The 24,543-nt window shown below is 73.4% G+C and carries 18 protein-coding genes; 5 read left to right on the top strand and 13 right to left on the bottom strand.

Going from position 1 to position 24,543, the window contains the following annotated elements; genetic code table 11:
• Positions 1-376: 376 nt before the first annotated feature.
• Positions 377-1,888, bottom strand: coding sequence for a fatty acyl-CoA synthetase (locus ABZY31_RS29360; RefSeq protein WP_356416288.1), 1,512 nt, complete (start codon positions 1,886-1,888; stop codon positions 377-379).
• 139 nt (positions 1,889-2,027) lie between these two features.
• On the opposite strand from ABZY31_RS29360, the gene ABZY31_RS29355 reads away from it, so the two are divergent.
• Positions 2,028-4,487, top strand: coding sequence for a penicillin acylase family protein (locus ABZY31_RS29355; protein WP_356416285.1), 2,460 nt, complete (start codon positions 2,028-2,030; stop codon positions 4,485-4,487).
• 61 nt (positions 4,488-4,548) lie between these two features.
• Here the strand turns inward: ABZY31_RS29355 and ABZY31_RS29350 are convergent, their stop codons facing one another.
• The 3 genes from ABZY31_RS29350 to ABZY31_RS29340 all read right to left on the bottom strand — a co-directional run bounded on the left by ABZY31_RS29350 (position 4,549) and on the right by ABZY31_RS29340 (position 8,536).
• Positions 4,549-5,667, bottom strand: a complete 1,119-nt coding sequence (locus tag ABZY31_RS29350) for an ionic transporter y4hA (RefSeq protein WP_356416282.1) — start codon at positions 5,665-5,667, stop codon at positions 4,549-4,551.
• A gap of 143 nt (positions 5,668-5,810) precedes the next feature.
• Positions 5,811-7,403, bottom strand: a complete 1,593-nt coding sequence (locus tag ABZY31_RS29345; protein WP_356416279.1) for an acyl-CoA synthetase — start codon at positions 7,401-7,403, stop codon at positions 5,811-5,813.
• Complete coding sequence (locus ABZY31_RS29340; protein ID WP_356416276.1) at positions 7,400-8,536, bottom strand: nitronate monooxygenase family protein; 1,137 nt, start codon at positions 8,534-8,536, stop codon at positions 7,400-7,402. Before ABZY31_RS29340 ends, ABZY31_RS29345 begins: the two co-directional genes overlap by 4 nt.
• A 147-nt stretch (positions 8,537-8,683) precedes the next feature.
• Between ABZY31_RS29340 and ABZY31_RS29335 the strand changes: the two genes are divergently transcribed.
• Positions 8,684-10,645 carry a serine hydrolase gene (locus ABZY31_RS29335; protein ID WP_356416273.1) on the top strand — a complete coding sequence of 654 codons (1,962 nt, stop codon included), beginning with the start codon at positions 8,684-8,686 and terminating at the stop codon, positions 10,643-10,645.
• A 58-nt stretch (positions 10,646-10,703) separates the two neighbouring features.
• Here the strand turns inward: ABZY31_RS29335 and ABZY31_RS29330 are convergent, their stop codons facing one another.
• Positions 10,704-11,411 carry a DUF4232 domain-containing protein gene (locus ABZY31_RS29330; protein ID WP_356416270.1) on the bottom strand — a complete coding sequence of 236 codons (708 nt, stop codon included), beginning with the start codon at positions 11,409-11,411 and terminating at the stop codon, positions 10,704-10,706.
• A 174-nt stretch (positions 11,412-11,585) separates the two neighbouring features.
• Positions 11,586-12,347 (bottom strand): hypothetical protein, encoded by a 762-nt coding sequence (locus tag ABZY31_RS29325; protein ID WP_356416268.1) that lies wholly within the window; start codon positions 12,345-12,347, stop codon positions 11,586-11,588.
• Between the two features lie 249 nt (positions 12,348-12,596).
• Here ABZY31_RS29325 and ABZY31_RS29320 point away from each other — a divergent pair, with 249 nt between their 5' ends.
• Positions 12,597-13,043: a nitroreductase family deazaflavin-dependent oxidoreductase gene (locus ABZY31_RS29320; RefSeq protein ID WP_356416265.1), complete on the top strand. Its 447-nt coding sequence runs from the start codon at positions 12,597-12,599 to the stop codon at positions 13,041-13,043.
• A gap of 22 nt (positions 13,044-13,065) precedes the next feature.
• Here ABZY31_RS29320 and ABZY31_RS29315 read toward each other — a convergent pair whose 3' ends face one another.
• Genes ABZY31_RS29315 through ABZY31_RS29305 form a run of 3 tightly spaced genes read right to left on the bottom strand, consistent with a single transcriptional unit; the run spans position 13,066 to position 17,926 of the window.
• Positions 13,066-14,673, bottom strand: a complete 1,608-nt coding sequence (locus tag ABZY31_RS29315) for an NAD(P)/FAD-dependent oxidoreductase (RefSeq protein WP_356416262.1) — start codon at positions 14,671-14,673, stop codon at positions 13,066-13,068.
• 8 nt (positions 14,674-14,681) lie between these two features.
• The gene (locus ABZY31_RS29310) at positions 14,682-16,874 is read right to left on the bottom strand and encodes a serine/threonine-protein kinase (RefSeq protein WP_356416260.1); all 2,193 of its coding nucleotides are present in this window, start codon (positions 16,872-16,874) and stop codon (positions 14,682-14,684) included.
• Positions 16,856-17,926: an oxygenase MpaB family protein gene (locus ABZY31_RS29305; protein WP_356416257.1), complete on the bottom strand. Its 1,071-nt coding sequence runs from the start codon at positions 17,924-17,926 to the stop codon at positions 16,856-16,858. Before ABZY31_RS29305 ends, ABZY31_RS29310 begins: the two co-directional genes overlap by 19 nt.
• Positions 17,927-18,138: 212 nt before the next feature.
• On the opposite strand from ABZY31_RS29305, the gene ABZY31_RS29300 reads away from it, so the two are divergent.
• Positions 18,139-18,843 (top strand): hypothetical protein, encoded by a 705-nt coding sequence (locus ABZY31_RS29300; RefSeq protein ID WP_356416254.1) that lies wholly within the window; start codon positions 18,139-18,141, stop codon positions 18,841-18,843.
• Between the two features lie 20 nt (positions 18,844-18,863).
• Here the strand turns inward: ABZY31_RS29300 and ABZY31_RS29295 are convergent, their stop codons facing one another.
• The 4 genes from ABZY31_RS29295 to ABZY31_RS29280 all read right to left on the bottom strand — a co-directional run bounded on the left by ABZY31_RS29295 (position 18,864) and on the right by ABZY31_RS29280 (position 23,318).
• Complete coding sequence (locus ABZY31_RS29295) at positions 18,864-20,096, bottom strand: VWA domain-containing protein (RefSeq protein WP_356416252.1); 1,233 nt, start codon at positions 20,094-20,096, stop codon at positions 18,864-18,866.
• 143 nt (positions 20,097-20,239) lie between these two features.
• Positions 20,240-21,430: an acyl-CoA dehydrogenase family protein gene (locus tag ABZY31_RS29290; protein WP_356416250.1), complete on the bottom strand. Its 1,191-nt coding sequence runs from the start codon at positions 21,428-21,430 to the stop codon at positions 20,240-20,242.
• 116 nt (positions 21,431-21,546) lie between these two features.
• Positions 21,547-22,419, bottom strand: coding sequence for a class II fructose-bisphosphate aldolase (locus ABZY31_RS29285; RefSeq protein WP_356416247.1), 873 nt, complete (start codon positions 22,417-22,419; stop codon positions 21,547-21,549).
• Complete coding sequence (locus ABZY31_RS29280) at positions 22,416-23,318, bottom strand: SIS domain-containing protein (RefSeq protein WP_356416244.1); 903 nt, start codon at positions 23,316-23,318, stop codon at positions 22,416-22,418. Before ABZY31_RS29280 ends, ABZY31_RS29285 begins: the two co-directional genes overlap by 4 nt.
• 265 nt (positions 23,319-23,583) lie before the next feature.
• Between ABZY31_RS29280 and ABZY31_RS29275 the strand changes: the two genes are divergently transcribed.
• Entirely contained in the window at positions 23,584-24,372 is a 789-nt protein-coding gene (locus ABZY31_RS29275) for a DeoR/GlpR family DNA-binding transcription regulator (RefSeq protein WP_356416290.1), read from the top strand.
• The last annotated feature ends 171 nt before the right edge of the window (positions 24,373-24,543 follow it).

The raw sequence follows: 24,543 nt of genomic DNA, 5'->3' as shown, positions 1-24,543 counted from the left end.
GGAGCCGCCGAAGCCATCGACGCCGGAATCAGCAGCCCTCCCGACACCATCGCCGCCGAAGCGACCAGCGTCGCCACACGGAAACCACGACGGTTGGAACGGACAACGTTGTTGGTACGCGTCTTACGGTTCATGACCTACTCCTAAGGCGAATCAAGCGAATGAAGTGAATGAACTGAAGGGTTTTCCGGTGAGGAGGAGTTCCTCCGGGGAGGTTTTCCGTCTCTTTCCGTGTCACCAGTAAGCCCCGCCACGACCACCCCGGTCACGTTCCGGACATTCGGGACTTGACGCCCACCGCGCGGCAGCGTAAAAGACCGCCCCCGGCCGTCGGCCGGGGGCGGTGGGTGCAGCGGCGGGCTCCGCGGACGGCTCGCTAGCGCGCGGCCCCGTCGGCGCCGAAGCGGTCGCGCAGCTCCCGCTTGAGGATTTTGCCGCTCGCGTTGCGGGGCAGCGCGTCCACGAAGAGGACCCGCTTGGGAGCCTTGAAGTGGGCGAGCTTCTCCCGCGCGTACGCCAGCAGCTCCTCCTCCGTCACCGCGCCGCGCGGCACCACCACGGCCGTGACCGCCTCGATCCAGCGCGCGTCGGGCAGCCCGACCACCGCCGCCTCCGCCACCCCCGGATGGGTGTAGAGGGCATCCTCGACCTGGCGGGAGGCGACGAGCACCCCGCCGGAGTTGATGACGTCCTTCACCCGGTCGACCACCGTGAAGTAGCCCTCCGCGTCGCGCACCGCCAGGTCGCCCGAGCGGAACCAGCCGCCGCGGAAGGCCTGCTCCGTGGCCCGCGGATCCCTCCAGTAGCCCCGGCACAGCTGCGGGGAGCGGTAGACCACCTCGCCCGCGGTCCCGTCGGGCACGTCCGCGCCGTCCTCGTCGACCACCTTCGCCTCGACGTGGCGCACCGGCCGCCCGCAGGAGTCCATCCGCCCCTCGTGCTCGGCCGGGCCCAGGACGGTGGCGAGCGGGCCGATCTCGCTCTGCCCGAAGCAGTTGTAGAAGGCGAGCCCGGGCAGCCGGGCGAGCAGGCGTTCCAGCACGGGCACCGGCATGATCGAAGCCCCGTAGTACGCCTTGCGCAGCCCGCTCAGCTCGCGGATGGCGAAGCCGGGGTGGTTGGCCAGGGCGATCCACACGGTGGGCGGCGCGAAGAGGCTGTCCGCCCCGCCCGCCTCCACCCGCTCGAAGATCTCCTCGGCGTCCGGCCCGTCCAGCACCGTGTTCTCGGCGCCGACGGCGAGGTAGGGCAGCAGGAAGACGTGCATCTGCGCCGAGTGGTAGAGCGGCAGCGAGTGCAGCGGCCGGTCGTCCTCGGTGAGGTCCAGCGCCCCGATCGCGCTCTCGTAGGCGTGGCAGAGCGCCGCATGGGTCATCATGGCGCCCTTCGGCAGCGCGGTGGTGCCGGAGGTGTACAGCAGCTGCACCAGGTCGTCCGCAGCGCCTCCGCCCTCGTACGTTGCCCCCTCCTGCGCCGCCGCCAGGAAGGACCCGGGAGCGTCGCGCAGCGCCCGTACCGGACGCCCGTCCGGGACCCGGGGCGCGAGGTCCGGGTCGGCGAGCACCAGGGCGCTCCCCGAGTCGTCCAGGATGTGCGCGAGGTCCTCGCCGGTCAGGTTCTGGTTGACCGGGACGTGCACGAGCCCGGCCCGGGCGCAGGCGAGGAAGGCGATCAGGTAGGCGTCGCTGTTGTGGCCGAAGGTGGCCACCCGGTCGCCGGGCCGCAGGCCGCACTCCCCCGCGAGGAAGGCGGCCCCGGCGGAGACCGCCGCGTCGAGGCCGCCGTAGGTCCACGTCCGCGCGCGGTAGCGGACCGCGATCCGCTCCGGCACCCGGAGCGCGGTGTCGCGCAGCAGCCCGTCGACCGTGTTGTCCCGCACCTGTGTCATGGAGCGATCCTCATCTCGTCGTACATCAGGGGTTGTTGACAGATCATCAGTCGTCCTGCGTGAGTGTGGGGGCACAACCCGCGCGCACCACCAGCGTCATGCGCAACCACCGTCATTCGCAGGCTACTTGGGAGGCACGTTGCGTTTCCGCACCCGTCCCGCCTTGCGCCGGATCGCCCTCACCGGCGCCGCGCTGCTCGCCGCGGCCGCCGCGATCCCGCAGGCCTCGGCCTCGGCCACCGCCGACGCGGGGGCTCGGGGGCCCTCGGGGGGCGGTCTGTCCGCCCTCGTCCGCTACACGGAGAACGGCGTCCCGCACATCCTCGCCAAGGACTACGCCGACCTCGGCTTCGGCACCGGGTGGGCACAGGCCGCCGACCAGGTCTGCGTGCTGGCCGACGGGTTCCTCACGGTGTCCGGCGAGCGCTCGCGCTGGTTCGGGCCCGACGCGGCCCCCGACGGCTCGCTCTCCTCGGCCACCGGGAACCTCTCCAGCGACCTGTACTTCAAGGGCGTCCGGGAATCCGGCACGGTCGAGAAGCTGCTGGCCACGCCCGCTCCGGCCGGTCCCGGGAAGGACGTGAAGGAGCTGATGCGGGGCTGGGCCGCGGGGTACAACGCCTGGCTGGCGCAGAACAGGATCACCGACCCGGCCTGCCAGGGCGCGGGCTGGGTGCGTCCGGTGACCGCCGTGGACGTGGCGGCGCGGGGGTACGCGGTCGCGGTGCTCGGCGGCCAGGGGCGCGGGATCGACGGGATCACCGCGGCCCGGCCACCGGGCCCGGCCACCGGTGCGGGGGCCCGTACGAGCCCCCCCGCGCCCGGCGGCGACGTCGACCCGGCGGCCGCGGCCGAGGCGGCCCGGCAGCTCTTCGACACCTCGCGCTACGACATGGGGTCCAACGCGGTGGCCTTCGCGGGGTCGGCCACGGCGAGCGGCGGCGGTCTGCTGCTGGGAAATCCGCACTACCCCTGGCAGGGCGGGCGCCGGTTCTGGCAGTCGCAGCAGACCATCCCCGGCGAGCTGAACGTCTCCGGCGGTTCCCTGCTCGGCACGGTCGGCGTCAACATCGGCTTCAACGACAAGGTCGCCTGGAGCCACACCGTGGCCACCGGCACCCCGGTCAACCTGCACCAGCTCTCCCTGGACCCGGCGGACCCGACGGCGTACCTGGTCGACGGCGTGCCCGAGAAGATGGTCCCGCGCAGCGTCAGCGTCCCGGTCAAGGGCGGCGCCCCGGTCGTCCGCACCCAGTGGTGGACCCGCTTCGGCCCGGTGGTCACCTCCCTCGGGGCGTCCCTGCCGCTGCCCTGGTCCGCGACCACGGCCTATGCGCTGAACGACCCCAACGCGCTGAATCTGCGGGCCTTCGACACGGCCCTCGCGATGGGCAGGGCCCGCTCGGTGGCCGGCATCCAGGACGCGCTGCGGCGCACCCAGGGGCTGCCCTGGGTCAACACGGTGGCCGCCGACTCGGCGGGCGCGACCCTGTTCACGCAGTCCCAGATCGTGCCCCGGATCACCGACGAGCTGGCGGCCCGCTGCTCCACGCCGCTGGGCCGGGCGACGTACCCGTCGGCGGGTCTGGCGGTGCTGGACGGTTCGCGCGGCGACTGCGCGCCGGGCTCGGACCCGGACGCGGTGCAGCCGGGCGTGTTCGGCCCGGCGAAGGCTCCCGTCCTGCGGGACGCGGCGTACGTCGAGAACTCCAACGACAGCGCGTGGCTGGCCAACGCGGAGCACCCGGTGACCGGCTACGAGCGGGTCTGGGGCAATACCGGCACCGCCCGCTCGCTGCGCACGCGCGGCGCTCTGGAGGACGTCTCGGCCATGGCGGCGCGGGGCCGGCTGACGGTGGCGGACCTTCAGGAGCAGCAGTTCGCGAACCGGGTTCCGGCCGGTGACCTGGCGGCCGCCGACGCGGCGCAGGCGTGCGCGGCCCTGCCCGGCGGTACGGCGACCGCGAGCGACGGTTCCGCGGTGGACGTCTCGGCGGCCTGCCCGGTGCTGGCGCGCTGGGACCGCACGGCCGAGGAGGACAGCCGGGGCGCGCTGCTCTTCGACCGCTTCTGGCGCAGGCTGACCGGGTCGACCGCGGCGAAGGACCTGTGGCTGGTGCCGTTCTCGGCGGCCGATCCGGTCCATACGCCCCGCACCCTGAACCGGGCGGCGCCCGGCCTCGGGCGGGCCCTGGCGGACACGGTCGCGGAGCTGGGGGCGGCGGGCATCGCGCTGGACGCACCGCTCGGCGCGCACCAGTTCGTGGTGCGGGGCGGGAAGCGGATTCCGGTCGGCGGCGGTACCGAGGCGCTCGGCGTCTGGGACAAGGTGGAGGCGGTGTGGAACCCGGCCGGGGGCGGTTACACCGAGGTCGTGCACGGTTCCAGTCACCTCCAGGCGGTCGGCTGGGACGGCGGCCGCTGCCCGGTGGCCCGCACGCTGCTGTCGTACAGCCAGTCCTCGAACCCCCGCTCGCCGTACTTCGCCGACCAGACCCGGCTGTTCTCGGCCGAGCGCTGGGTGACCTCCCGCTACTGCGAGAAGGACATCCTGGCCTCGCCCGCGCTGCGGGTGGTCTGGCCGCGCGAACGGCGCTGACGGTGCGCGGCCCCGTACGCCGATCCGCGCGCGCGGGTCGGCGTACGGCCGGGCGGGCCGGTCAGGGGCTGACCGCGAGGAACAGGTAGGAGGCCAGCAGCACCAGGTGGACGCCGCCCTGGAGCAGGGTCGCGCGGCCCGGGGCGATGGTCAGGGCGCTGACCACGACCGTGAGGGCGAGCAGCACCATGTGGATCGGGCCGAGGCCCAGCAGCAGCGGTCCGGTGAGCCAGACCGAGGCGAGGGCGATGGCGGGGATGGTCAGGCCGATGCTGGCGATCGCGGAGCCGTAGGCCAGGTTGAGACTGGTCTGGACGCGGTCGCGGCGGGCCGCGCGGACGGCGGCCAGGGTCTCGGGGGCGAGCACGAGCAGGGCGATGATCACACCGACGACGGCGTGGGGCAGCCCCGCGCGGGCCACGCCCGCCTCGATGGTGGGCGAGACGGCCTTGGCGTTGCCGACGACGGCGACGAGAGCGACCAGCAGCAGGCCGACGCTGGTCAGCGCGGCCCGGGCGGTCGGCGGCTCCGCGTGTTCCTCGCCCTCCCCGGCGGCTTCCCGGCGCTTCTTCGCGGCGGTGTCCACGGGCAGGAAGTAGTCGCGGTGACGGACCGTCTGGACCGCGATGAACAGGCCGTAGAGCGCCAGCGAGGACACGGCGGCGAAGGTGAGCTGCGCGGTGGAGAACTCGGGGCCCGGCTTGCTGGTGGTGAAGGTCGGGATGACCAGGCTGAGGACGGCGAGGGTGGCGACGGTGGCGAGCGCGGCGCCGGATCCCTCCGCGTTGAAGACGGCGACGCGGTTGCGCAGGGCGCCGACCAGCAGGGACAGGCCGACGATGCCGTTGCAGGTGATCATGACGGCGGCGAAGACGGTGTCGCGGGCCAGGGAGGCCGTCCCGTCCCCGCCGTCGGCCATCAGGGTGACGATGAGGGCCACCTCGATGACGGTGACCGCGACGGCCAGGACGAGGGAGCCGAAGGGTTCGCCGACGCGGTGCGCCACCACCTCGGCGTGGTGGACGGCGGCCAGTACCGCGCCCCCGAGGCACAGGGCGACGAGCGCCACCGCGAACGAGGGCAGGTCGCGCCCCCAGCTGAAGGCGAGGGCGACGAGCGCCACCACGGGGACCAGGAGGGTCCAGTCGGTCAGGGGGGAGCTGCGGGTTGCCGTACTCATGCGGCCACGCTGCCAGAACCGGCGCCGCGGTGCGGCGCAAGGCGCGCCGCCGGGGCCCCCGGGTGGAACATCTCACAGGATGCCGGGGCGATCCGGGCAAACCACCGGGCGGTGGGATGCCTCGCCGCCCGGGGGCCCGTACCTCACACGGCGCGCTCGCGGCCCTCCCAGTACGGGTCGCGCAGCCGCCGCTTGTACAGCTTGCCGTTGGGGTCGCGGGGCATGGTCTCGATGAAGTCCACCGTCCTGGGCCGCTTGTAGCCCGCGAGCTGCCGCTCGCAGTGGGCCAGGATCTCGGCGGCCAGCGCCTCGCCCGGCTCGTGGCCCTCGGCCGCTTCGATGACCGCCTTGACCTCCTCGCCCCAGTCCCCGTTCGGGATCCCGAAGGCGGCGGCGTCGGCGACGGCCGGGTGGGTGAGCAGGGCGGACTCGATCTCGGCCGGGTAGATGTTGACCCCACCGGAGATGATCATGTCGATCTTGCGGTCGCGGAGGAAGAGGTAGCCCTCCTCGTCCATCAGGCCGAGGTCGCCGACGGTGAAGAAGTCGCCGATCCGGTTCTTCCTCGTCTTGCCCTCGTCCTTGTGGTAGCTGAAGCCGCCGGTGCTCATCTTCATGTAGACGGTGCCGAGTTCGCCCGGGGGCAGCCGGTTGCCGTCGTCGTCGAAGACGGCCAGCTCGCTGATCGGCCAGGCTTTTCCGACCGTACCGGGCTTCTTCAGCCAGTCCTCGGCGGTCGCGAAGGCGCCCCCTCCCTCACTGGCCGCGTAGTACTCCTCCACGCAGGTGCCCCACCACTCGATCATCGCGCGCTTGACGTGGTCGGGGCAGGGGGCGGCGCCGTGGATGGCGTGGCGCATCGAGGTGACGTCGTACGCGTCCTTGACCTCCTGCGGGAGCGCGAGGAGGCGGTGGAACTGGGTGGGCACCATGTGCGTGTGGGTGACGCGGTGCGCGTCGATCAGCCGCAGCATCTCGGCGGGCGTCCACTTGTCCATCAGGACGAGCGGGTGGCCGATGTGCAGGGACGCGCCCGCGAACTGGAGCACGGCCGTGTGGTAGAGCGGTGAGCAGACGAGGTGGACGTTGCCGCCGAAGGGGCGGATGCCGAAGATGCCGAGGAAGCCGCCCAGGTACGTCTCCTCCGGGGGCTTGCCGGGCAGCGGGCGGCGGATGCCGCGGGGGCGGCCGGTGGTGCCGGAGGTGTAGTTCATGACCCAGCCGAGGGTCCGGTCGGCGGGCGGCCGCTCGCTCTGGCCGTCGAGGAGTTCGGCGTACGGGCGGAAGCCGTCGACGGCTCCGACGGCGTAGCGGTGGCTCGCGGGCAGGCCGGCCTGCTGCGCCGCGTCGGTGGCCGCCCCGGCGAAGCGTTCGTGGGCGATGAGCACCTTGGCGCCGGAGTCGGAGACGATCCAGGCGATCTCGGGCCCGACCAGGTGGTGGTTGACCGGGACGAGGTAGAAACCCGCCTGGGCGGCGGCGAGGTAGGCGGTGAAGAACTCGACGCTGTTCGGCAGGACGACGGCGAAGACGTCACCGCGTTCCAGGCCGGCCGCGCGCAGGCCGTGGACCAGGCGGTTGACGTCGGCGTGCAGGCGGGCGGCCGTCCACTCCTCGCCCTCGGGGGTGATCAGGACGGTGCGGCCGGGGTCGGCGGCGGCCTGGGCCCAGAAGCCGTTGGGACCGGCCGGGGTGGAGGTGGCGGGGGCGGCGGGGGTGCCGGGGGGCGGGGTCATGACGGGAGTTCCTCCTTCGGGGCCGGCCCGGACCGGCCCGCGATGCGGGTGATGCGGTCGATGGCCCGCTCGAAGCCCAGGGTGAGGTCGTCGAAAACGGCCTGGACGCTGCGCTCGCTGTTCATGCGTCCGACGATCTGGCCCACCGGGGTGCCGAGGAGCGGCTGGACCTCGTACTTCTGGATCCGCGAGACCGCCTCGGCGACCAGCAGGCCCTGGAGGGGCATGGGGAGCGCGCCGGGGCCGCTCGGATCGTCCCAGGCGTCGGTCCACTCGGTCCGCAGCTGGCGGGCCGGTTTGCCGGTCAGGGCGCGGGAGCGGACGGTGTCGCCGGAACCGGCGGCGAGCAGTTTCCCGGTGAGGGCGCGGGAGTGCAGGTCGGCTTCGGTGGTGGTGAGCCAGAGCGAGCCGAGCCAGGCGCCCTGCGCGCCGAGGGCGAGCCCGGCGGCGATCTGCTCACCGCTGCCGATGCCGCCCGCGGCGAGGACCGGGAGCGGGGCGACGGCCTCGACGATCTCGGGCACCAGGACCATCGTGGCGATGTCGCCGGTGTGGCCCCCCGCTTCGTATCCCTGGGCGACGACGATGTCGATGCCCGCCTCGGCGTGCCGGCGGGCGTGCGTGGCGGTGCCCGCGAGGGCGGCGACGAGGACGCCGTGGTCGTGGGCGCGCCGGATGACGTCGGCGGGCGGGGAACCCAGCGCGTTGGCGAGGAGTTTGATGGGGTAGTCGAAGGCCACGTCGAGCTGGTTGCGGGCGACCTGTTCCATCCAGCCGGTGATCCGCCAGCCGGAGGCCTCCCCCTCGGCGAGCTCGGGGACCTGGTGCTTGGCGAGGGTCTCGCGGACGAACTCGCGGTGCCCGGCCGGGATCATCGCCTCGATGTCGGCCTCGGAGATCCCGTCCACGGCCTTCTTGGCGGGCATGACGACGTCGAGGCCGTAGGGCTTGCCGTCGGTGTGTTCCTGCATCCAGTCGAGGTCGCGCTTGAGGTCGTCGGGAGCGGTGTAGCGCACCGCGCCGAGGACGCCGAAACCGCCCGCGCGCGTGATGGCCGCGGCGACCGCCGGGAAGGGCGTGAAGCCGAAGATGGCGTGTTCGACTCCGAGTTTCTTGCTCAGCTCCGTCTCCATGGGCGGCAGGATGCCGCAGGGCGCCACGTGAGGGAAGAGATTTTCTGATGCTGTGTCAGATTCTTTGCAGGCCGGTCGTGACGGGGTCCACCGGGTGCGCGGGCAGATACTGAGTGGCGCGCTCGACAGCGGACAGGAGGGCCGGTCATGAGCCAGGACACGGGGGCCGTCAGGGGCGGGACCGACGGGGCCGGGGGCGGAGGCGGAGGCGGGGCCGACGGGAGAACCGCGGGCGGTGGGACGCGGGACCGGGCGCGGGGTGCTGCGGGCGGCGGGCTGACGCGCAGGCGGCTCGGGGCGCGGCTGCTCGCGCTCGGCGGGGTCCTGCTCGTGCACGCGGCGCTGCCCGGGGGCCCGGCCGGAGCGTACGGACGGGGTCTTCCGGGAGCGGGCACGGGAGCCGGGGCGGCCTCCGGTCCGGGCGGGAACCCGGTCGAGCGGCGCGCCCTGCAGGGGCTGCGCCTGCGGTACGGCTCGGCCCGCCAGGCGGGGCTGCTGGAACGGCACCTGGAAGCGACGGCGGACGAGGCCCGGCGCTTCCTCGGCCCTTCCCCCGAGCACCCCTACTACGCCGGCGCCGTGGTGCTGGCCGGGCGCGGCCGGACCGTGGCCCTGCACCGGGCGATGGGCGACGCGGTGCGGTACGCGGACTACGACGGCCGCACCGACCGGGTCCGGGAGTTCCCGGCCGCGGAACGGATCGCTATGAGCGAGGACACCGTCTTCGACCTGGCCTCCCTGAGCAAGCTGTTCACCGCGGTGCTCGCGGTGCAGCAGATGGAGCGGGGGCGCCTGGAACTGGAGGCTCCGGCGGCGCGCTACCTGCCGGAGTTCAGCGGGGACGGCAAGGAGACGATCACGGTCCGCCAGCTGCTGACGCACACCTCGGGACTGCGGTCGTGGGCGCCGTTCTACCAGGAGTCGACGCGCGCGGGGCAGTTGCGGCTGCTGTGGTCGGTGCGACCGCAGGACACTCCCGGGAGCGTGTACCGGTACTCGGACCTGAATCTGATCACGCTGCAACTGCTCTTGGAGCGGATCACCGGTCGCACTCTGGACCTCCTGCTCCACGACGAGATCACTGCTCCGCTCGGGATGCAGCGCACTCGTTTCAATCCCCCGCTCTCCTGGCGCCGCGTCACCGCCGCCACCGAGGTCCAGCGCCCACCCTGGTCAGGGCTGGACCGCGGGCTCGTATGGGGCGAGGTGCACGACGAGAACGCCTACGCCCTGGGCGGGGTGGCCGGCCACGCGGGGGTCTTCGGCACCGCCTGGGACCTGGCCGTCCTCGCCCGCACCCTGCTCGACGGCGGCGCGTACGCCGGAAAGCGGATCCTGCGCCCGGCCTCCGTCGAACTCCTCTTCACCGACTTCAACACCGCCTTCCCCGGCGACGACCACGGCCTCGGCTTCGAGCTCTACCAGCACTGGTACATGGGCGCGATGGCGACGCCCCACTCCGCCGGACACACCGGGTTCACCGGAACCTCGCTGGTGCTGGATCCGTCCACGGACTCGTTCCTGATCCTGCTGGGCAACTCCGTCCACCCCGTACGGACCTGGCGGGCCGGCAGCGCTCCGCGGGTGGCGGTGGGCAACAGCTTCGCCCGGGCGGTGCCCGTCCGTACCCGGCACGGCGGCCCCGCCTGGTTCTCCGGAACCACCCCCGCCGCGTCCGGCACCCTCACCCTGCCGCCGCTCACGCCCGCCACGGCCGAGGCGCGGCTGCGGTGCGCGGTGTGGTGGGACACGGTGCCGGGCGCCGGCGGCTTCTCCGTCGAGGCCGCGCCGGGGCCGCAGGGCCCGTGGCAGCCGCTGGCGTTCAGTACGGTGCGGTCGACCGGCGGCAGCCCCGAGGAGTGGCCGCACGGAACCGTCACCGGCTGGTCGGGCCGCATCTGGCACCGCCTGGAGGCACCCCTGACCGCATGGGCCGGCCGCGAGGTCCACCTCCGCTTCCGCCACGAGGCCACGGGCCGCTACGTCGGGCGCGGTGTGTACGTCGACGTCATCCGGGTCTCGGAACGCACCCGCTCCCTCTTCGCCGAGGACCGCCCCGCCGACGCGGCCCGCATCGAGGCCAGGGGGTGGTCCCGCTCGGCAGACTGACGCCCCGCCCCATGACCCGCGCCCCTGACCCCGTGCCCCGCGCCCCGGCTCCGCGGCTCTAGGCCGGCTTGACGGAGGACCAGGCGGTGACGCTCACCCGGTCGTCGCAGAAGGCGAAGACGCCGTCGTCCATGGCGATCTGGTGCTTCCCGGCGTCGAGCACCCCGATGACCAGCGTCGGGTAGGAGGCCGGGGTCGCGCCGGACGCGCAGTAGCCGTCCGCCTCGCCCTGGACCTGCACGAACGTGAGCTTCGTCCACGCCCGGGCGCCGGGAGCCAGGAGCAGTTTCGCGGCGGAGCCGGTGTGGGTGGTGGCCAGCGGGTGGTTCTTCTCCGGTGAGCCGTTGCCCGCCGCCGCGACCGTCGGGTAGCCGCCCACCGTGCAGGCGGACGCGGAGGTGTTGGTGACGGAGAGGACGACGGCCCCGGTCCCCGTGCCCGGCGGGCGGTTCGCGGCCTGGTGCGCCTCGGAGACCTTGACGTTCCCGGCCGTACAGGGCTTCTTCGTCCCGCCGCCCGTGGCGCCGCCGGTCGTGGAGGCGGACGGGGAAGGGGACGCGGAGGCGCCGCCCGTGGCACCTCCGGTCGCGCCGCCGGTGGGCGTGGGCGCGGTCGGCCCCGAGGCCGCGGGCGGGGCGGGCGGGGTCGCCGGTCCGCCGGCCGCGCCGGCGTCGCCGGTCGGCGTACAGCCCGTCATCAGGGCAACGGCCGCCAGGGCCGTCGCCAGAGCCGCCGCCGTCCGGCCGGTGATCGCTGTGTTCTTCATGGGTGCTCCCGAGGTCCACGACCGGTCCCGCACCGGCACTCGCGTGCTGGAACACGACCCCCTGACCCGGACAGGTTCCCGCCGCACGGCCCTGTGGCGGTTCCGTGACGCGCCCATGACGAACCGCCATCACCCCGGCGCAGTACACGGCGCACGCCCGGGCCGGGTCGTCCGTCAGCGCGCGTAGGAGCCGATGCCGACGACGCAGTAGACGTACTCGTTGAGCGTGATGCCGCCCCGGCTGTAGCGGTAGGAGAAGCCGTACTCGGTCTTCGGATTGGCGTCGCAGCGGTTCATGTCCGAGGTGCCGGGGATGCTCTCGATCACCTTGTAGTGCGCGTCCGACGCGGAACACGGCACCTCACGCACGTCGTCCACGCGCTGGGCGGTGGTCGAGTCCGGCAGGGTGCCGTTGAGGCAGGTGCCCCGGTCGAAGGGACTCGGAGCCGCCTCCGGCGTCGGGAGGACGGGGTAGGGGGCGGTGCCGGCCGGGGTGTCCGCCGGAGCCGGGGGCGGCGGGGCCGCGGGAGGCGTCCACGCGCTGTACGACGGCGTGGGCGTGGCGGTGTCGGTGGGCGTGGACGTGGCGGTCGGGGAAGAAGAAGCGGTGCTTGTGTCGCCGTCGTCACCGAGGTTGGCCACGATCAGGCCGATGATCACGGCGGTGGCGATCCCGGCGGCCACCAGGCCGCCGCGCGAGCCGGACCGCCCCTGCGGTGCGGGCGGCACGGGCGGGACCGGCCCCTCGGCCGCCTCGGCCCGCACCGCGACGCGCAGCAGCACCTCGGTCTCGCCGAGGCGGGCCCGCACCAGGTCACCGTTCTTGCACACCGGGATCCTGAGCCGGGCGGTGCCGCTCGCCAGCGGCACGGGGAGGATCACCCCGTGCGCGGCCTGCTGGGGGGTGAGCGATATGGGGATCTCTTGCGACGACACCAGTTGCTCCCGAAGTGTGGTGGTGCGGACCGCGCCTGACGGACCCCCGGGAATTGTGCCCGGTGCCCGCGGGGCCCCGCAGGCGTTCACGCGATCCCCGCGGCCCCCGCGACCCCGGCCCCCCCCATCCCTGCCCGGTCGCCACCCGGTCCGAACGCGTGGGGCATAAACGCCGTACCCCAGGGCGTTGTTGATCGTTGAGGGTTCAACACCGACAGCCGATCCGTCGACACCTGGAGGAAGACCCGCATGACCGACATCGACTGGGACCACCCCACCGACCCCAAGCCCGGCTGGCAGCTGGACCACGTCAAGCAGTACGTCGCGTCGAACGGCGCCGAAGGCCACTCCTGGAACGGCACGCAGACGCTGCTGCTCACCACCATCGGGCGCAAGAGCGGCAACCCCGTCCGGACCCCGCTCATCTACGGCGAGAAGGACGGGCGGTACTTCATCGTCGCCTCCAAGGGCGGCGCGCCGGAGCACCCGCTGTGGTACCTGAACCTCACGGAGCACCCCGAGGTCCGGATCCAGGTCGGACCCGAGATCATCCAGGGCAGGGCCCGTGCCGCCGACCCCTCCGAGCGCGCCGAGGCCTGGCCGCTGATGGTCGGGCACTGGCCCGCCTACGAGGAGTACCAGACCAAGACCGACCGCGAGATCCCGGTCGTCGTCATCGAGCCCCTCGGCGCGTAACGCAACCGGCGCGGCGGCGGGGTCAGCGGCCCAGGGCCGCCATCGCCGCGTTGTGGCCCGGCACACCGCTGACCCCGCCGCCGCGCACCGCGCCCGCCCCGCACAGGAGCACGCCGGGGTGCCGGGTCTCCACGCCCCAGCGCCCCGCCCCCTGTACCGCGCCCGGCGCCGCGTCCCGGTCCGCGAAGGGCCAGGACAGGTCCCGGTGGAAGATGTGGCCGCCGGGCAGGCGCAGTTCGCGTTCCAGGTCGAGCGGGGTCTTGGCCTCGATGCAGGGGCGGCCCTCCGCGTCGACGGCCAGGCAGTCGGCCAGCGGTTCGGCGAGATGCGCGTCCAACTGCGCCAGCGTGGCCGCCAGCAGCGACTCCCGGACCCCCTCGTTGTCCTTCTCGAACAGCCGGGCCGGGGCGTGCAGTCCAAACAGGGTGAGCGTCTGGTAGCCGCGTTCCGCCAGGTCCGGCCCCAGGATCGAGGGGTCGGTCAGCGAGTGGCAGTAGATTTCCGAGGGCGGCGCGGACGGCGGTTCGCCGGCGGCGGCCTCGCGGTAGGCCCGTGCGAGCTCCTCGTAGCCCTCCCCGATGTGGAAGGTGCCGGCGAAGGCCTCGCGCGGGTCCACCGAGGAGTCGCGCAGCCGGGGCAGCCGGCGCAGCAGCATGTTCACCTTGAGCTGCGCGCCCTCTGCGGCCTCCGGTGCGGCTTCGCCGAGGAGCCGTGCCAGATCCTGCGGCGAGGCGTTGACCAGCACCTTCCGTGCTCCGACGCGGCCTTCGCCGTGCTCCGTGCGGTACGTGACCTCCACCGGCCCGCTCGGCTCCGTCCCCGCGCCGGGGTCGACGTCGATCCGCACCGCCTCGTGCCCGGTGGCGATCCGCGCCCCGGCCGCCCGGGCGGCGGCGGCGAGCGCGTCGGTGAGGGCTCCCATGCCGCCGACGGGCACGTCCCAGTCGCCGGTCCCGCCGCCGATCACGTGGTAGAGGAAGCAGCGGTTCTGCGCGAGCGAGGGGTCGTGGGCGTCGGCGAAGGTCCCGATCAGGCCGTCCGTGAGCACCACGCCGCGCACCAGGTCGTCGGCAAACCGCTGCTCGACGGCGCGCCCCAGCGGCTCCTCGAACAGCATCCGCCAGGTGCTCTCGTCGTCGATGCGCGCCCGCAACTCGCTCCGGGTGGGCAGCGGTTCCGTGAGTGAGGGGAAGACCCGGCGGGCGAGGCGGGCGGTGCTCGCGTGGAAGGCACGCCAGTTCTCGTACTCGCGGTCGGAACCGGTGAGCCGGGCGAAGGACGCGCGGGTCCGGTCCTCGCCACCGCCGACGAGGAGCCCGTCCGCCCGGCCGGCACGCCGGGTGGGGGTGTACGAGGACACCGTGCGCTTGCGGACGGCGAACTCCAGCCCCAGCTCCCGCACGATCTTGTCGGGCAGCAGCGAGACGAGGTACGAGTAGCGCGACAGGCGGGCGTCGACCCCCGCGAAGGGGCGGGTGGAGACGGCGGCGCCGCCGGTGTGGCCGAGGCGTTCCAGGAGCAGGACCGAGCGTCCCGCCCGGGCCAGGTAGGCGGCGGCCACCAGGCCGTTGTGCCCTCCGCCCACGATCACCGCGTCGTACACGCCCTGGAACCGCTGCTCCTTGGTCATGGCTCTTGTTAGCACATCTGCCCGAGCCGCTCCAGACAGTGTGCTTCGTCCGCGTGGGCCGCGACGGTGTCCGGATGGTCGGCGCCGAGGACGCGTTCGCGGGCGCCCGCCACCTCCTGGTACACGGGGAGCGCCTCGTCCCAGCGGCCCAGGCGCCCGAGGCCCACGGCCACTTCGCGGCGGCTGACCAGCGTGTCCGGGTGGTCGGGGCCCAGCGTGCGGGCCCGCAGCGCGAAGACCTGCCGGGCCTCGGCGACGGCGTCCGCCCAGCGCCCGAGGCGGCCGAGGTTGACGCCGACGACGTGGCGGGCGCGCAGGGTCTCGGGGTCGGCGGCGCCGTAGGCGCGGGTGCGGTCGCGGGCGAGGGAGCGGAAGAGGTCCAGTGCCTCCGCGGTGCGGCCGAGGCGGCCGAGGCCGATGCCGACCTCGTAGCGGGCGGCGAGGGTGTCGGGGTGGTCGCGGCCCAGGATCCGCTCGCGGGCGGCGGCGACCTCGCGGTAGGCGGCGAGGGCCTCCTGCCAGCGGCCGAGCTGACCGAGGGCGTAGCCGACCTCGTAGCGGGTGAGCAGGGTGTCCGGATGGTCCGGGCCGAGCACCCGGGACCGGGCGGCGGCCACTTCCTCGGCGGTGCGGTGGGCGTCGGCGAGCCGGCCGAGGCGGCTGAGGCTGAAGGCCAGGTTGTGGCGGCAGCGCAGGGTGTCCGGGTGGTCGGCGCCCATGGTGCGCTCGCGGGCGGCGAGCACGGTGCGGTAGACCTCGTGCGCCTGCTGGTGGCGCCCGAGCTGGCCGAGGACGTACGCCGTCTCCTGGCGGGCGGCGAGGGTGTCGGGGTGGTCGGGGCCGAGCGTACGGGCGCGGCCCTCGGCGACCCGGGTGTGCGCGGCCAGCGCGTCGGCGGGGCGGCCGGCCCGGCTGAGGGCGAAGGCGTGCGCGGAGACGGCGGCGAGGGTCTCGGGGTGGTCCGGCCCGAGCGGGCGGGACGGCCGGGCCTGGCCGTAGGCGGCGGTCAGCCGCGGGTCCTCGGACGCGGGGGGCCGTACGACGCCCCCGGCGGGCGAGCCCGACGCGGAAGCGGCGGGGTCCGGCTCCGCGGCGTGCTCCGCCGGGGCCGGTTCGGGCTGCGGGACCGGTACCGGGAGCGGCTGGGGAGCCGATTCGCGGGTGGACTGCGCCTCGGAGGGCTCCCGGACCGGCACGGCGGCGCCGGCGGCGGTCCACGAGCCGGTCAGGACGGTCCAGGCGCCGCTGGCCGGGCGCGCCTCCAGGCCCGCCTTGCGCCCGGCGGTCATTCCGAGCGCCCACCCGGGCAGGGCTCCGGTGGCGAGGGGCACGGCGGCGGGGCCGCGGCGGGCGTCGACGAGGCGGCGGTGCAGTCCGCGGGCGTCGGCGGGCCGGTCCTCGGGCCGCTTGGCCAGCAGGTCCAGGACCACATGTTCGAAGTGGACGGGAAGTTCGGGGCGGTGTTCGCGCGGCGGCACCGGAGCGGTGTCCCGGTGGCCGACCAGGACGGACCAGGAGTCGCCGAGGTCGAAGGGCGGGGCGCCGGTGGCGATCTCGTACAGGACGCAGCCGAGGGAGTAGAGGTCGCTGCGGTGGTCGACCTCACCGCCCGCGATCTGCTCGGGCGACATGTAGTGCGGGGTGCCCATGGCCATGCCGCCGCCGGTGAGCTTGGCGGTGAATCCGATGTCGGCGGCGAGCCGGGCGATGCCGAAGTCGCAGATCTTCACCGTGCCGTCGGTGAGCCGCATGATGTTGGCGGGCTTGAGGTCGCGGTGCACGACGCCCTGGTCGTGGGTGTAGCCGAGGGCCGCGGCGAGTTGTTCCGCGATGTCGACGACATCGTCGACGGGCAGCGGGCGGGCCTCGTTCTCCTCCAGGAGCTGGCTGAGATTGCTCCCTTCGAGCAGCTCCATGACGAGGTAGAGCGGGCCGCCGGTGGCGCTGTCGTCGCCGAAGTCGTGGACCACGGTGACGCCCCGGTGCTGGAGCGAAGCGGCGACGCGGGCCTCGCGCCGGAAGCGCTCGCGCAGGACCTGGGTGAAATGGGCGTCCTGTTCGGCGCCGAGCGGTTTGAGACACTTCACGGCGACATGCCGGCCGAGCGACTCGTCACGGGCGCGCCACACCTCGCCCATGCCGCCGCGGCCGATCAGATCGAGCGACCTGTACCGGCCCTGGATCAGTCTGGACTCAGCCATGTCCTACTGCCGCCCCCGTCGTCGTGCTCGTGGTCGCGCTCCACCCTCCCCGGCCGGTCCAGTATGGCCGCTGAAGTGCGCAGTGCGTGCGGCGAGGGGCGACTCCCGGGGCCCATGCGACGCATCGCTCTCAAGATGTGACCTGGCGGGAGCTGCCAGCGCAGATCCGCGGGAACGCTGCGCAGGGCGAGGCCGGTGAGGCGCAGGCGCCGGGTGACGGTGGGCGAGGCGGGCGCGGGCCGCCCGTAGAGCCGGTGCGCGTAGGCCGGGAGGGTTCCGTAGGCCAGGTCGGCGAGCGGTCGCCACAGCAGGTTTCGGCCAGGCACCAGGACGGGGTGGGTCGGCGGGCTGCGCAGGAAGTCGTCGACGGCGCGGGCGTCCGCGCCGACGGCGAGGCGGGGGCGGATCTCGTCGAAGTAGGCGGCCAGGCCGGCGGTGGTGGCGGGCACGCCGACGGGGTCGAGGCCGACGAGGCGGGCGTTGACGCGGTTCTCGTCGACGTACCGGTCGGCCTGGGCGTCGGTGAGGGGGACGCCGGAGCGGCGCAGTATGTGCAGGAAGGAGTCGATCTGCGCGCAGTGGACCCACAGCAGCAGTTCGGGATCGTCGACGGGGAAGCGCTCGCCGGTGGCGGGGTCGGTCGCCGACAGGCCTCGGTGGATGGCGCGGACGCGGGCCCCGGCCCGTTCGGCGGCCTCGGTGGTGCCGTAGGTGAGGGTGCCGACGAAGTCGGCGGTGCGCAGCAGCCGTCCCCAGGCGTCCCGCCGGAAGTCGGAGTTCTCCATCACGCCGCGGACGGCGCGGGGGTGCAGGGCCTGGAGGTAGAGCGCCCGGACCCCGGCGATCCACATGACCGGGTCGGCGTGGCACTGCCAGGTGACGGACCGGGGGCCGTAGAGGCCGGGGCCGGGGGCGCTGTCCGCGCCCGTGCCGGGGCCGGTGCCCGGGGCGGCGTCCGCGGCGGCGTCGGCGGCGGCGTCCGCGGCGGGCGGGCCCTTCGGGCCGTCCGTGACCCGGTCCGCTCCGTCGTGCCCGTACGGCGCTGCGCTCATGGGTGGCCTCCCGTCGCCTGAGTCGAGCGTACCGACCGGGCGGTGGGTCGCGCAGGGACCGACGCGGACCAGCAGTTTCCTCCCGGTCGCCGCGGTGCTGTCGGGAAGATCACAGGGGGTGCGTACCGGGATCCGGAAGGGCGCGGCGGAGTACCCGACCAGAATGGGCCCGGCATCGGGGGATTCCCCGTGCTGCGAGAGGGGGAGTAGGCATGTCGAGTAGGAACCCGGGGCGTCCCGTCCTGGCCGCCGCGGCCGTCGTCTGCGCGTCGGTGGTGCTGGCGGGCTGCGACAGCGCGCCGCCCGCGCTGCAGTTCGGGTCGGCGAAGCCGTCCGGCGCACGGCTCGAAGCACGGCCCGCGGCGGGACGTTCGCTGCCCATCGCGCAGTGGCCCAACGCCTGCGAGGTGCTGAGCGATGAGGAGATCCGCGCGATCCTGCCGCAGGCGAAGGACTTCGAACGCCGACCGGTCAAGGTGACCATCATCAACTTCAATCCGCTCCAGAAGTCGGAGCCGGGCACCACCGGCGACGTACCGGCCGGTGGCTGCGAGACCGAGTTCGCCCTGCCGGCCAAGTACAAGGCCAAGCACAACAGCAAGGTCCGCATCGTCTTCAAGACGGTCGCGGACGCCGCCCTCGTGGCGGACGCCTACGCCGAGGACCGGGACAAGGAGGCCAAGGAAGCAGGCCAGGACACCAAGAAGTTCCGCGACCTCCAGGGCTCCCTGGGAGCGGCCGGCTGCTACACCGAGGACACGACCAACAACCTGATCTGCCACCAGGGCCCCTACGAGTTCGAGGTCAGCGGCATGTCGACCGCGGACGGCGTCGGCAAGTACCCGGACTCCGAGGAGAACTGGCGCGACAAGGTCCTGACCGAAGTGGTCCGCACCCTGAGCGCCCGCATGACGTGAACCCGGCGACCGCCGGAGGCTCATCTGCGCAGCCATGTGGCGAAGGCGCCGACGAGGCCGGCGTAGAAGCGCTCGTCGGGGACCGATCCCGGGTTCTTGCTCGCGTCGTAGAAGGCGACGTTGGTGAAGGTCGCGGAGGCGGATGCGTTGAGGTTCTTGTAGAACGCGAGCTTGCCGCGGCCGAACCCGACGAACAGCCAGAAGACGCCGAGCGGCGCGGTGTTCTGGAGCAAGGAGCGGACTTCGGCCTTGTCCCACGGTTCGTCTCCGACCTGGGTCACGATGAAGGCGGGGTCGGTGGCGCCGGATTCCTGGTAGTGCCCCACCGCACGGCGCATGGCGTCGGCTACGTTGCCCCACCCCCAGTCGACCTGGGTGTGCAACTGCCCGATGTGCCCGCGGTAGTTGTCGAGGCGGATCTCCTCCAGGAAGGGTTCCACTCCGCTGGAGAAGACCACGGGGACCGTGCCGTCGTCATCGAGCGTGGCCGACAGCGCCAGGACGCGCTCGGCGAAAGCCTGCACGGCGAACGAATCGTACAGCTCTTCCATGTGCGAGTCGTGGTCCAGGATCAGGTACACCGCTGCCCGTTGGTCCGCGATGGACCGCTCCACGAGGGCCTTGCTGGCCTGGCGTGCCGGAGACAGCAGTCCGGGGGCCACCCGTTCGACCTTCGAGAGGGCCGGCGCGGGCTCCGCGGAACTCACATTCCGGCGCCCTTGATAGGGAAGGGGCGCCGGAGCCGGAGCCGGCTCGGGTTCGGGTTCGACGTCGACGCCGTAGTCGGTCGCGAGGCCGGCCAGACCGGAGGCATAGCCCTGTCCCACCGCGCGGAGCTTCCATCCGCCGTCCCGTCGGTAGAGCTCCGCGAGAACCACGACCGTCTCTCCGGACGTGAAGTCCGGCGGCGTGAACGACCTGGCCGGCGATCCCGCCTGGGTGACCGTCAGAAGCGGTGCACGGCTGAAGACCGTGCCCGGCCGTAGCGGATCGGCACTCGCCACCACGATCAGCCGGTCCACGCCGGCCGGCACGCGTACGAGATCGGCCGTGACCACCGGTCCCGCGACGGACACCCCGTCTTGGGCAGGGTGGTTGTAGAAGACCAGGTCCTCATCGCCGCGAACCCTGCCGTCCGGGCCGAGCAGCAGAGCCGAGACGTCCGCTGCCACGCCGTGAACCGACACCGCCAGTATCACGGGCGCCGTGGACAGCCCGGTGTTCTCCCCTTTTCGCAACGACGCCGTCTGCATGTTCGCTCCCCCTTGATCGCCGCGAGGGAAACGCTAGACCCCGGATGACCGACCGTCCCGGCTTTGGGCAGAATGAGCCGCCGACGCACATCACGGAGGCCGGCGAGGGCGGCACCGGGCGGTCGGGACCGGTCGACGGGTGTTCAGCGGCGGACGCGGGGCATGCCCAGGCCTATCCAGGAGATGATCTCGCGCTGGATCTCGTTGTTGCCGCCGCCGAAGGTGAAGATGACCGCGCTGCGGTAGCCGCGTTCGAGTTCGCCGTGCAGGACGGCGCCCGTCGAGCCGTCCTTCAGGATGCCCGCCGCGCCGACGACCTCCATCAGCCAGGCGTAGGCGTCGCGCCGGGCCTCGGAGCCGTAGACCTTGACGGCGGAGGCGTCCTGCGGGGTGAGCGTGCCGCTCTGGACGGCGTTGACCATCTGCCAGTTGAGCAGTTTCATCGCGTCCAGGCGGGCGTGCGTGCGGGCGAGGCGGCCGCGCACCCAGCCCAGGTCGATGACCCGGCGGCCGTCGGCGAGCTTCGTGTCGGCGGCCCAGCGCTGTACGTCGTGCAGGGCGCGGATGGCCATCGTGCCGTGTGCGGCGAGGGTGACGCGCTCGTGGTTGAGCTGGTTGGTGATCAGGCGCCAGCCCTTGTTCTCCTGGCCGACCCGGCGGCTCGCGGGGACGCGGATGTTCTCGTAGTAGCTCGCGGTCGTGTCGTGCGAGGCGAGGGTGTTGATGAGGGTGCAGGAGTAGCCCGGGTCGTCCGTGGGGACGAGGAGCATGGTGATGCCCTTGTGGGCCGGGGCCTCGGGGTCGGTGCGCACGGCGAGCCAGACCCAGTCGGCGGTGTCGCCGTTGGTGGTCCAGATCTTCTGCCCGTTGACGACGTAGGTGCCGCTCTCCTCGTCGCCCTCGCGGACGGCCTTGCAGGTGAGGGCGGCGAGGTCGGTGCCGGCGTCAGGTTCGCTGTAGCCGATGGCGAAGTCGATTTCGCCCGCCAGGATCCTGGGGAGGAAGTACGCCTTCTGCTCGTCCGTGCCGAACTGCATGATGGTCGGGCCGACGGTGTTCAGGGCCATCAGCGGCAGCGGGACGACGGCCTGGGCCGCCTCGTCGAAGAAGATGAACTGGTCCATGGGCGACATCCCGCGCCCGCCGTACTCCTCGGGCCAGCCCACGCCGAGCCAGCCGTCGGCGCCGAGCCGCCGGATCGTCTCGCGGTAGAAACGCTTCTGCGCGGCCGCGTCCTGGTAGCGCCCGTAGACGTCCTCCGGGACCAGCTCGGCGAAGTAGGCGCGCAGCTCGGTGCGCAACTGCTGCTGCTCAGGCGTGTATTCGAGGTGCACGGCCCCTCCGGGAGTCTCGTGTCCGTCCGTCACTGGCGGCCGTAGAGTAGAACGTGTTCCAAGAATCCGGAAGGGTGACGGAGGGGCGGGGGGACGGACGAGATCGCCGCGCGCCGTCAGTGGCGGAGCGCGCCCGCTCCCACCGGACGGGACGGGTTCAGGGCCGTGATCATGGACACCGTGGTCGCCGTCATCGCCGTGCGGGCCGCCGTCAGGTACGGGCGGGGGTCGGCCCCGGTCAGGTGGGTGCGGATGGCCTCGGTCATCGCCACGTTCAGGGCGGTGCCGATGTTGACCTTGCGGATGCCGCCCGCGACCGCCGCCGCCAGCTCCTCGTCCGGCAGACCGGACGAGCCGTGCAGGACGAGCGGTACGTCCACGGTCTTGGCCAGCCGGGCGAGCAGCGCGTGGTCCAGAGCGGCGGTCCGCGAGGTCATCGCGTGGCTGCTGCCGATCGCGACGGCCAGCGCGTCCACGCCGGAGTCCGCGACGAAGCGGCGCGCCTCGTCCGGGTCCGTACGGGCGCCGGGAGCGTGCGGGTCCAGCGGGGCGGCGCCGTTCTTGCCGCCGACCTCGCCCAACTCGGCTTCGATCCACAGGCCGTTGGCGTGCGCCCAGTCGGCGGCCGAACGGGTGGCCTCCAGGTTCTCTCCGTACGGCAGGTGCGCGGCGTCGTACATGACGGAGCCGAATCCGGCGTCGGCGGCCCGGCGCAGCAGGTCGGCACTCTTGACGTGGTCCAGGTGCAGGCCGACGGGCACCCCGGCGGCTTCGGCGCAGGCCGCCGCGGCGCGCGCGATGGGCAGCAGTCGGCCGTCCCGGAAGCGGACCGCGTTCTCGCTGAGCTGGATGATGACCGGCGCGCCGCTCTGTTCGGCGCCGGCGACGACGGCCTCGGCGTGTTCGAGGGTGATGATGTTGAAGGCGGCGACGGCCCGGCCTGCGGCGGCCGCCTCCTGGACCAGGGTGCCCGCGGGGACGAGGCTCATCGGACGGCCCCCTCTTCGCTGGTGAGGATCACCGAGCGGGTGAGGTTGCGCGGCCGGTCGGGGTCCAGGTCCCGGTGGGCGGCGACGGCGATCGCGAGCCGGTGTACCCGTACCAGCTCGGCCAGCGGGTCGTGCCGGGGCTCCACCCACTGGGCGCCCGTGTCGCGCACCTGGTCGGCCAGACCGTCGGGAGCCTCGTCCAGCGCCCACGTGACGGTGCCGGGACCGCTGATGCTGATGGGGCCGTGCCGGTACTCCATCGCCGGGTAGGACTCCGACCAGGAGAGGGCCGCCTCGCGCATCTTGAGCGCGGCCTCGTGCGCAAGGCCCACGCTCCAGCCGCGACCAAGGAAGGTGAACTCGCTGTGCTCCGCGACCCGTTCGGGCAGCGGCTCGCTGAGCGCGGCGCGCGCGTCGGCGACGACCGCCGGGCTGTGCAGGCCGACGTGGGCGCGCAGCAGGGTGAGCGCCGTGGTGGCGAAGCGGGTCTGCACGACCGAGCGCTCGTCGGCGAAGTCCAGGACGACGAGGTCGTCGGCGAGGGTCATGACCGGGGTGTCCGGGTCACCGATGACGGCCGTGGTGCGGATCCCCGCGTCGCGCAGCTGTGCGAGCAGGTCCAGCACCTCGGTGGTGGTGCCGGACCGGGTGAGGGCCACCACGCGGTCGTAGCGCCTGTGGCGCGGGAACTCGGAGGCGGGGAACGCGTCGGTCTCCCCCGCGCCCGACTCCTCGCGCAGCGCGGCGGCGGCCTGCGCCATGTAGTACGAGGTCCCGCACCCCACGATCGCGGCGCGCTCCCCCGGCTGCGGGAGCACGGCCCGCTGGGCGGGGGCCATGTCGGCGGCCCGCTCCCAGCAGTCGGGTTGCGTGGTCAGCTCGTACGCGACATGGCTCATGTCGGCTCCCTGTGCGGTGGTGCGGGCGGTGCAGGGGCCCGGAGAGGTGCACCTGCTCTTTTCTGCAAGATAGCCGGTGGTTTCGCGCAACTTCAAGCATCGACGGGGTGGCGACCTGAGTTAATGTCGACGCAGGGCCCGAACACAGCCCGAACGCTCGTCGCGCTCGTCGACGGGCGCGACGATCAGACGCCCATACAGACGCAATACGAAGACGCAATACGAAGACGCAACGCACACAAGGGGGTACGCCGCCGTGGGGTCCATGTCCCGGGAGGTGCGCTGGCAAACGCTGCTGGATCTGCTGGTGGAACGCGGCCGCCTGGAGGTCGAGCCGGCCGCCGAGACGCTCGGCGTCTCCGCCGCCACCATCCGGCGCGACTTCGACGAACTGGCGCAGCAGCAGATGCTGGTGCGCACGCGCGGCGGGGCAGTGCTGCACGGGGTGTCGTACGAGCTTCCGCTGCGCTACCGCAGTACGCGCCGCGCGCCGGAGAAGCGCCGGATCAGCGAGGCGGTGGCCGCGCTGATCGCGCCGGGCGAGGTGGTGGGCCTGACGGGCGGTACGACGACCACCGAAGTCGCCCGCGCGCTCGCGGGGCGGGCGGACCTGAGCACGGGCGCGAGCGGGTCGCCCGCGCTGACCGTGGTGACGAACGCCCTCAACATCGCGGGTGAACTGGTGATCCGGCCGCAGTTCAAGACCGTGCTCACCGGAGGCGTGGCGCGCCCGCAGTCGTACGAACTGACCGGGCCCCTGGCCCAGGGCGTCCTCGGCCAGCTCACCGTGGACACGGCGATCCTCGGCGTGGACGGCTTCGATCCCGTGGACGGCGCCGCCACCCGCCACGAGGACGAGGCGGCGGTGAACCGCCTCCTGTGCGACCGCTCCCGCCGGGTGGTCATCGCGGCGGACTCCAGCAAACTGGGCGTCCGCGCCTTCGCCCGCATCTGCCCCGCCTCGTCGGTGGACATCCTGGTCACGGACACGGGCCTGTCGAACGCGGGAGCCAAAGCCTTCGAGGAGGCGGGCGTGGAGGTGGTGCGGGTGTGAGGGTGTGGTGGTGTGCTGGTGACCCCGGCTGCGCCGGGGCGCGGCTTCGCCGCTCAGGGGTAGGGCTTCGTGCGTCCGGGGTCGGGGTGGTTCCGGGGGCTGCCCGTCAGTTCCACTGTCTTCCCGTGCCGGGGCGTCCCGTCAAGAGCGCTCCCTGCGGTCGCGTCGCTG

The sequence above is a fragment of the Streptomyces sp. NPDC006529 genome (assembly GCF_040611795.1).
Lineage (GTDB): Bacteria > Actinomycetota > Actinomycetes > Streptomycetales > Streptomycetaceae > Streptomyces.
The sequence above is the reverse complement of the archived record's forward strand: the minus strand, read 5'-3'. Positions and strand labels throughout refer to the sequence as shown.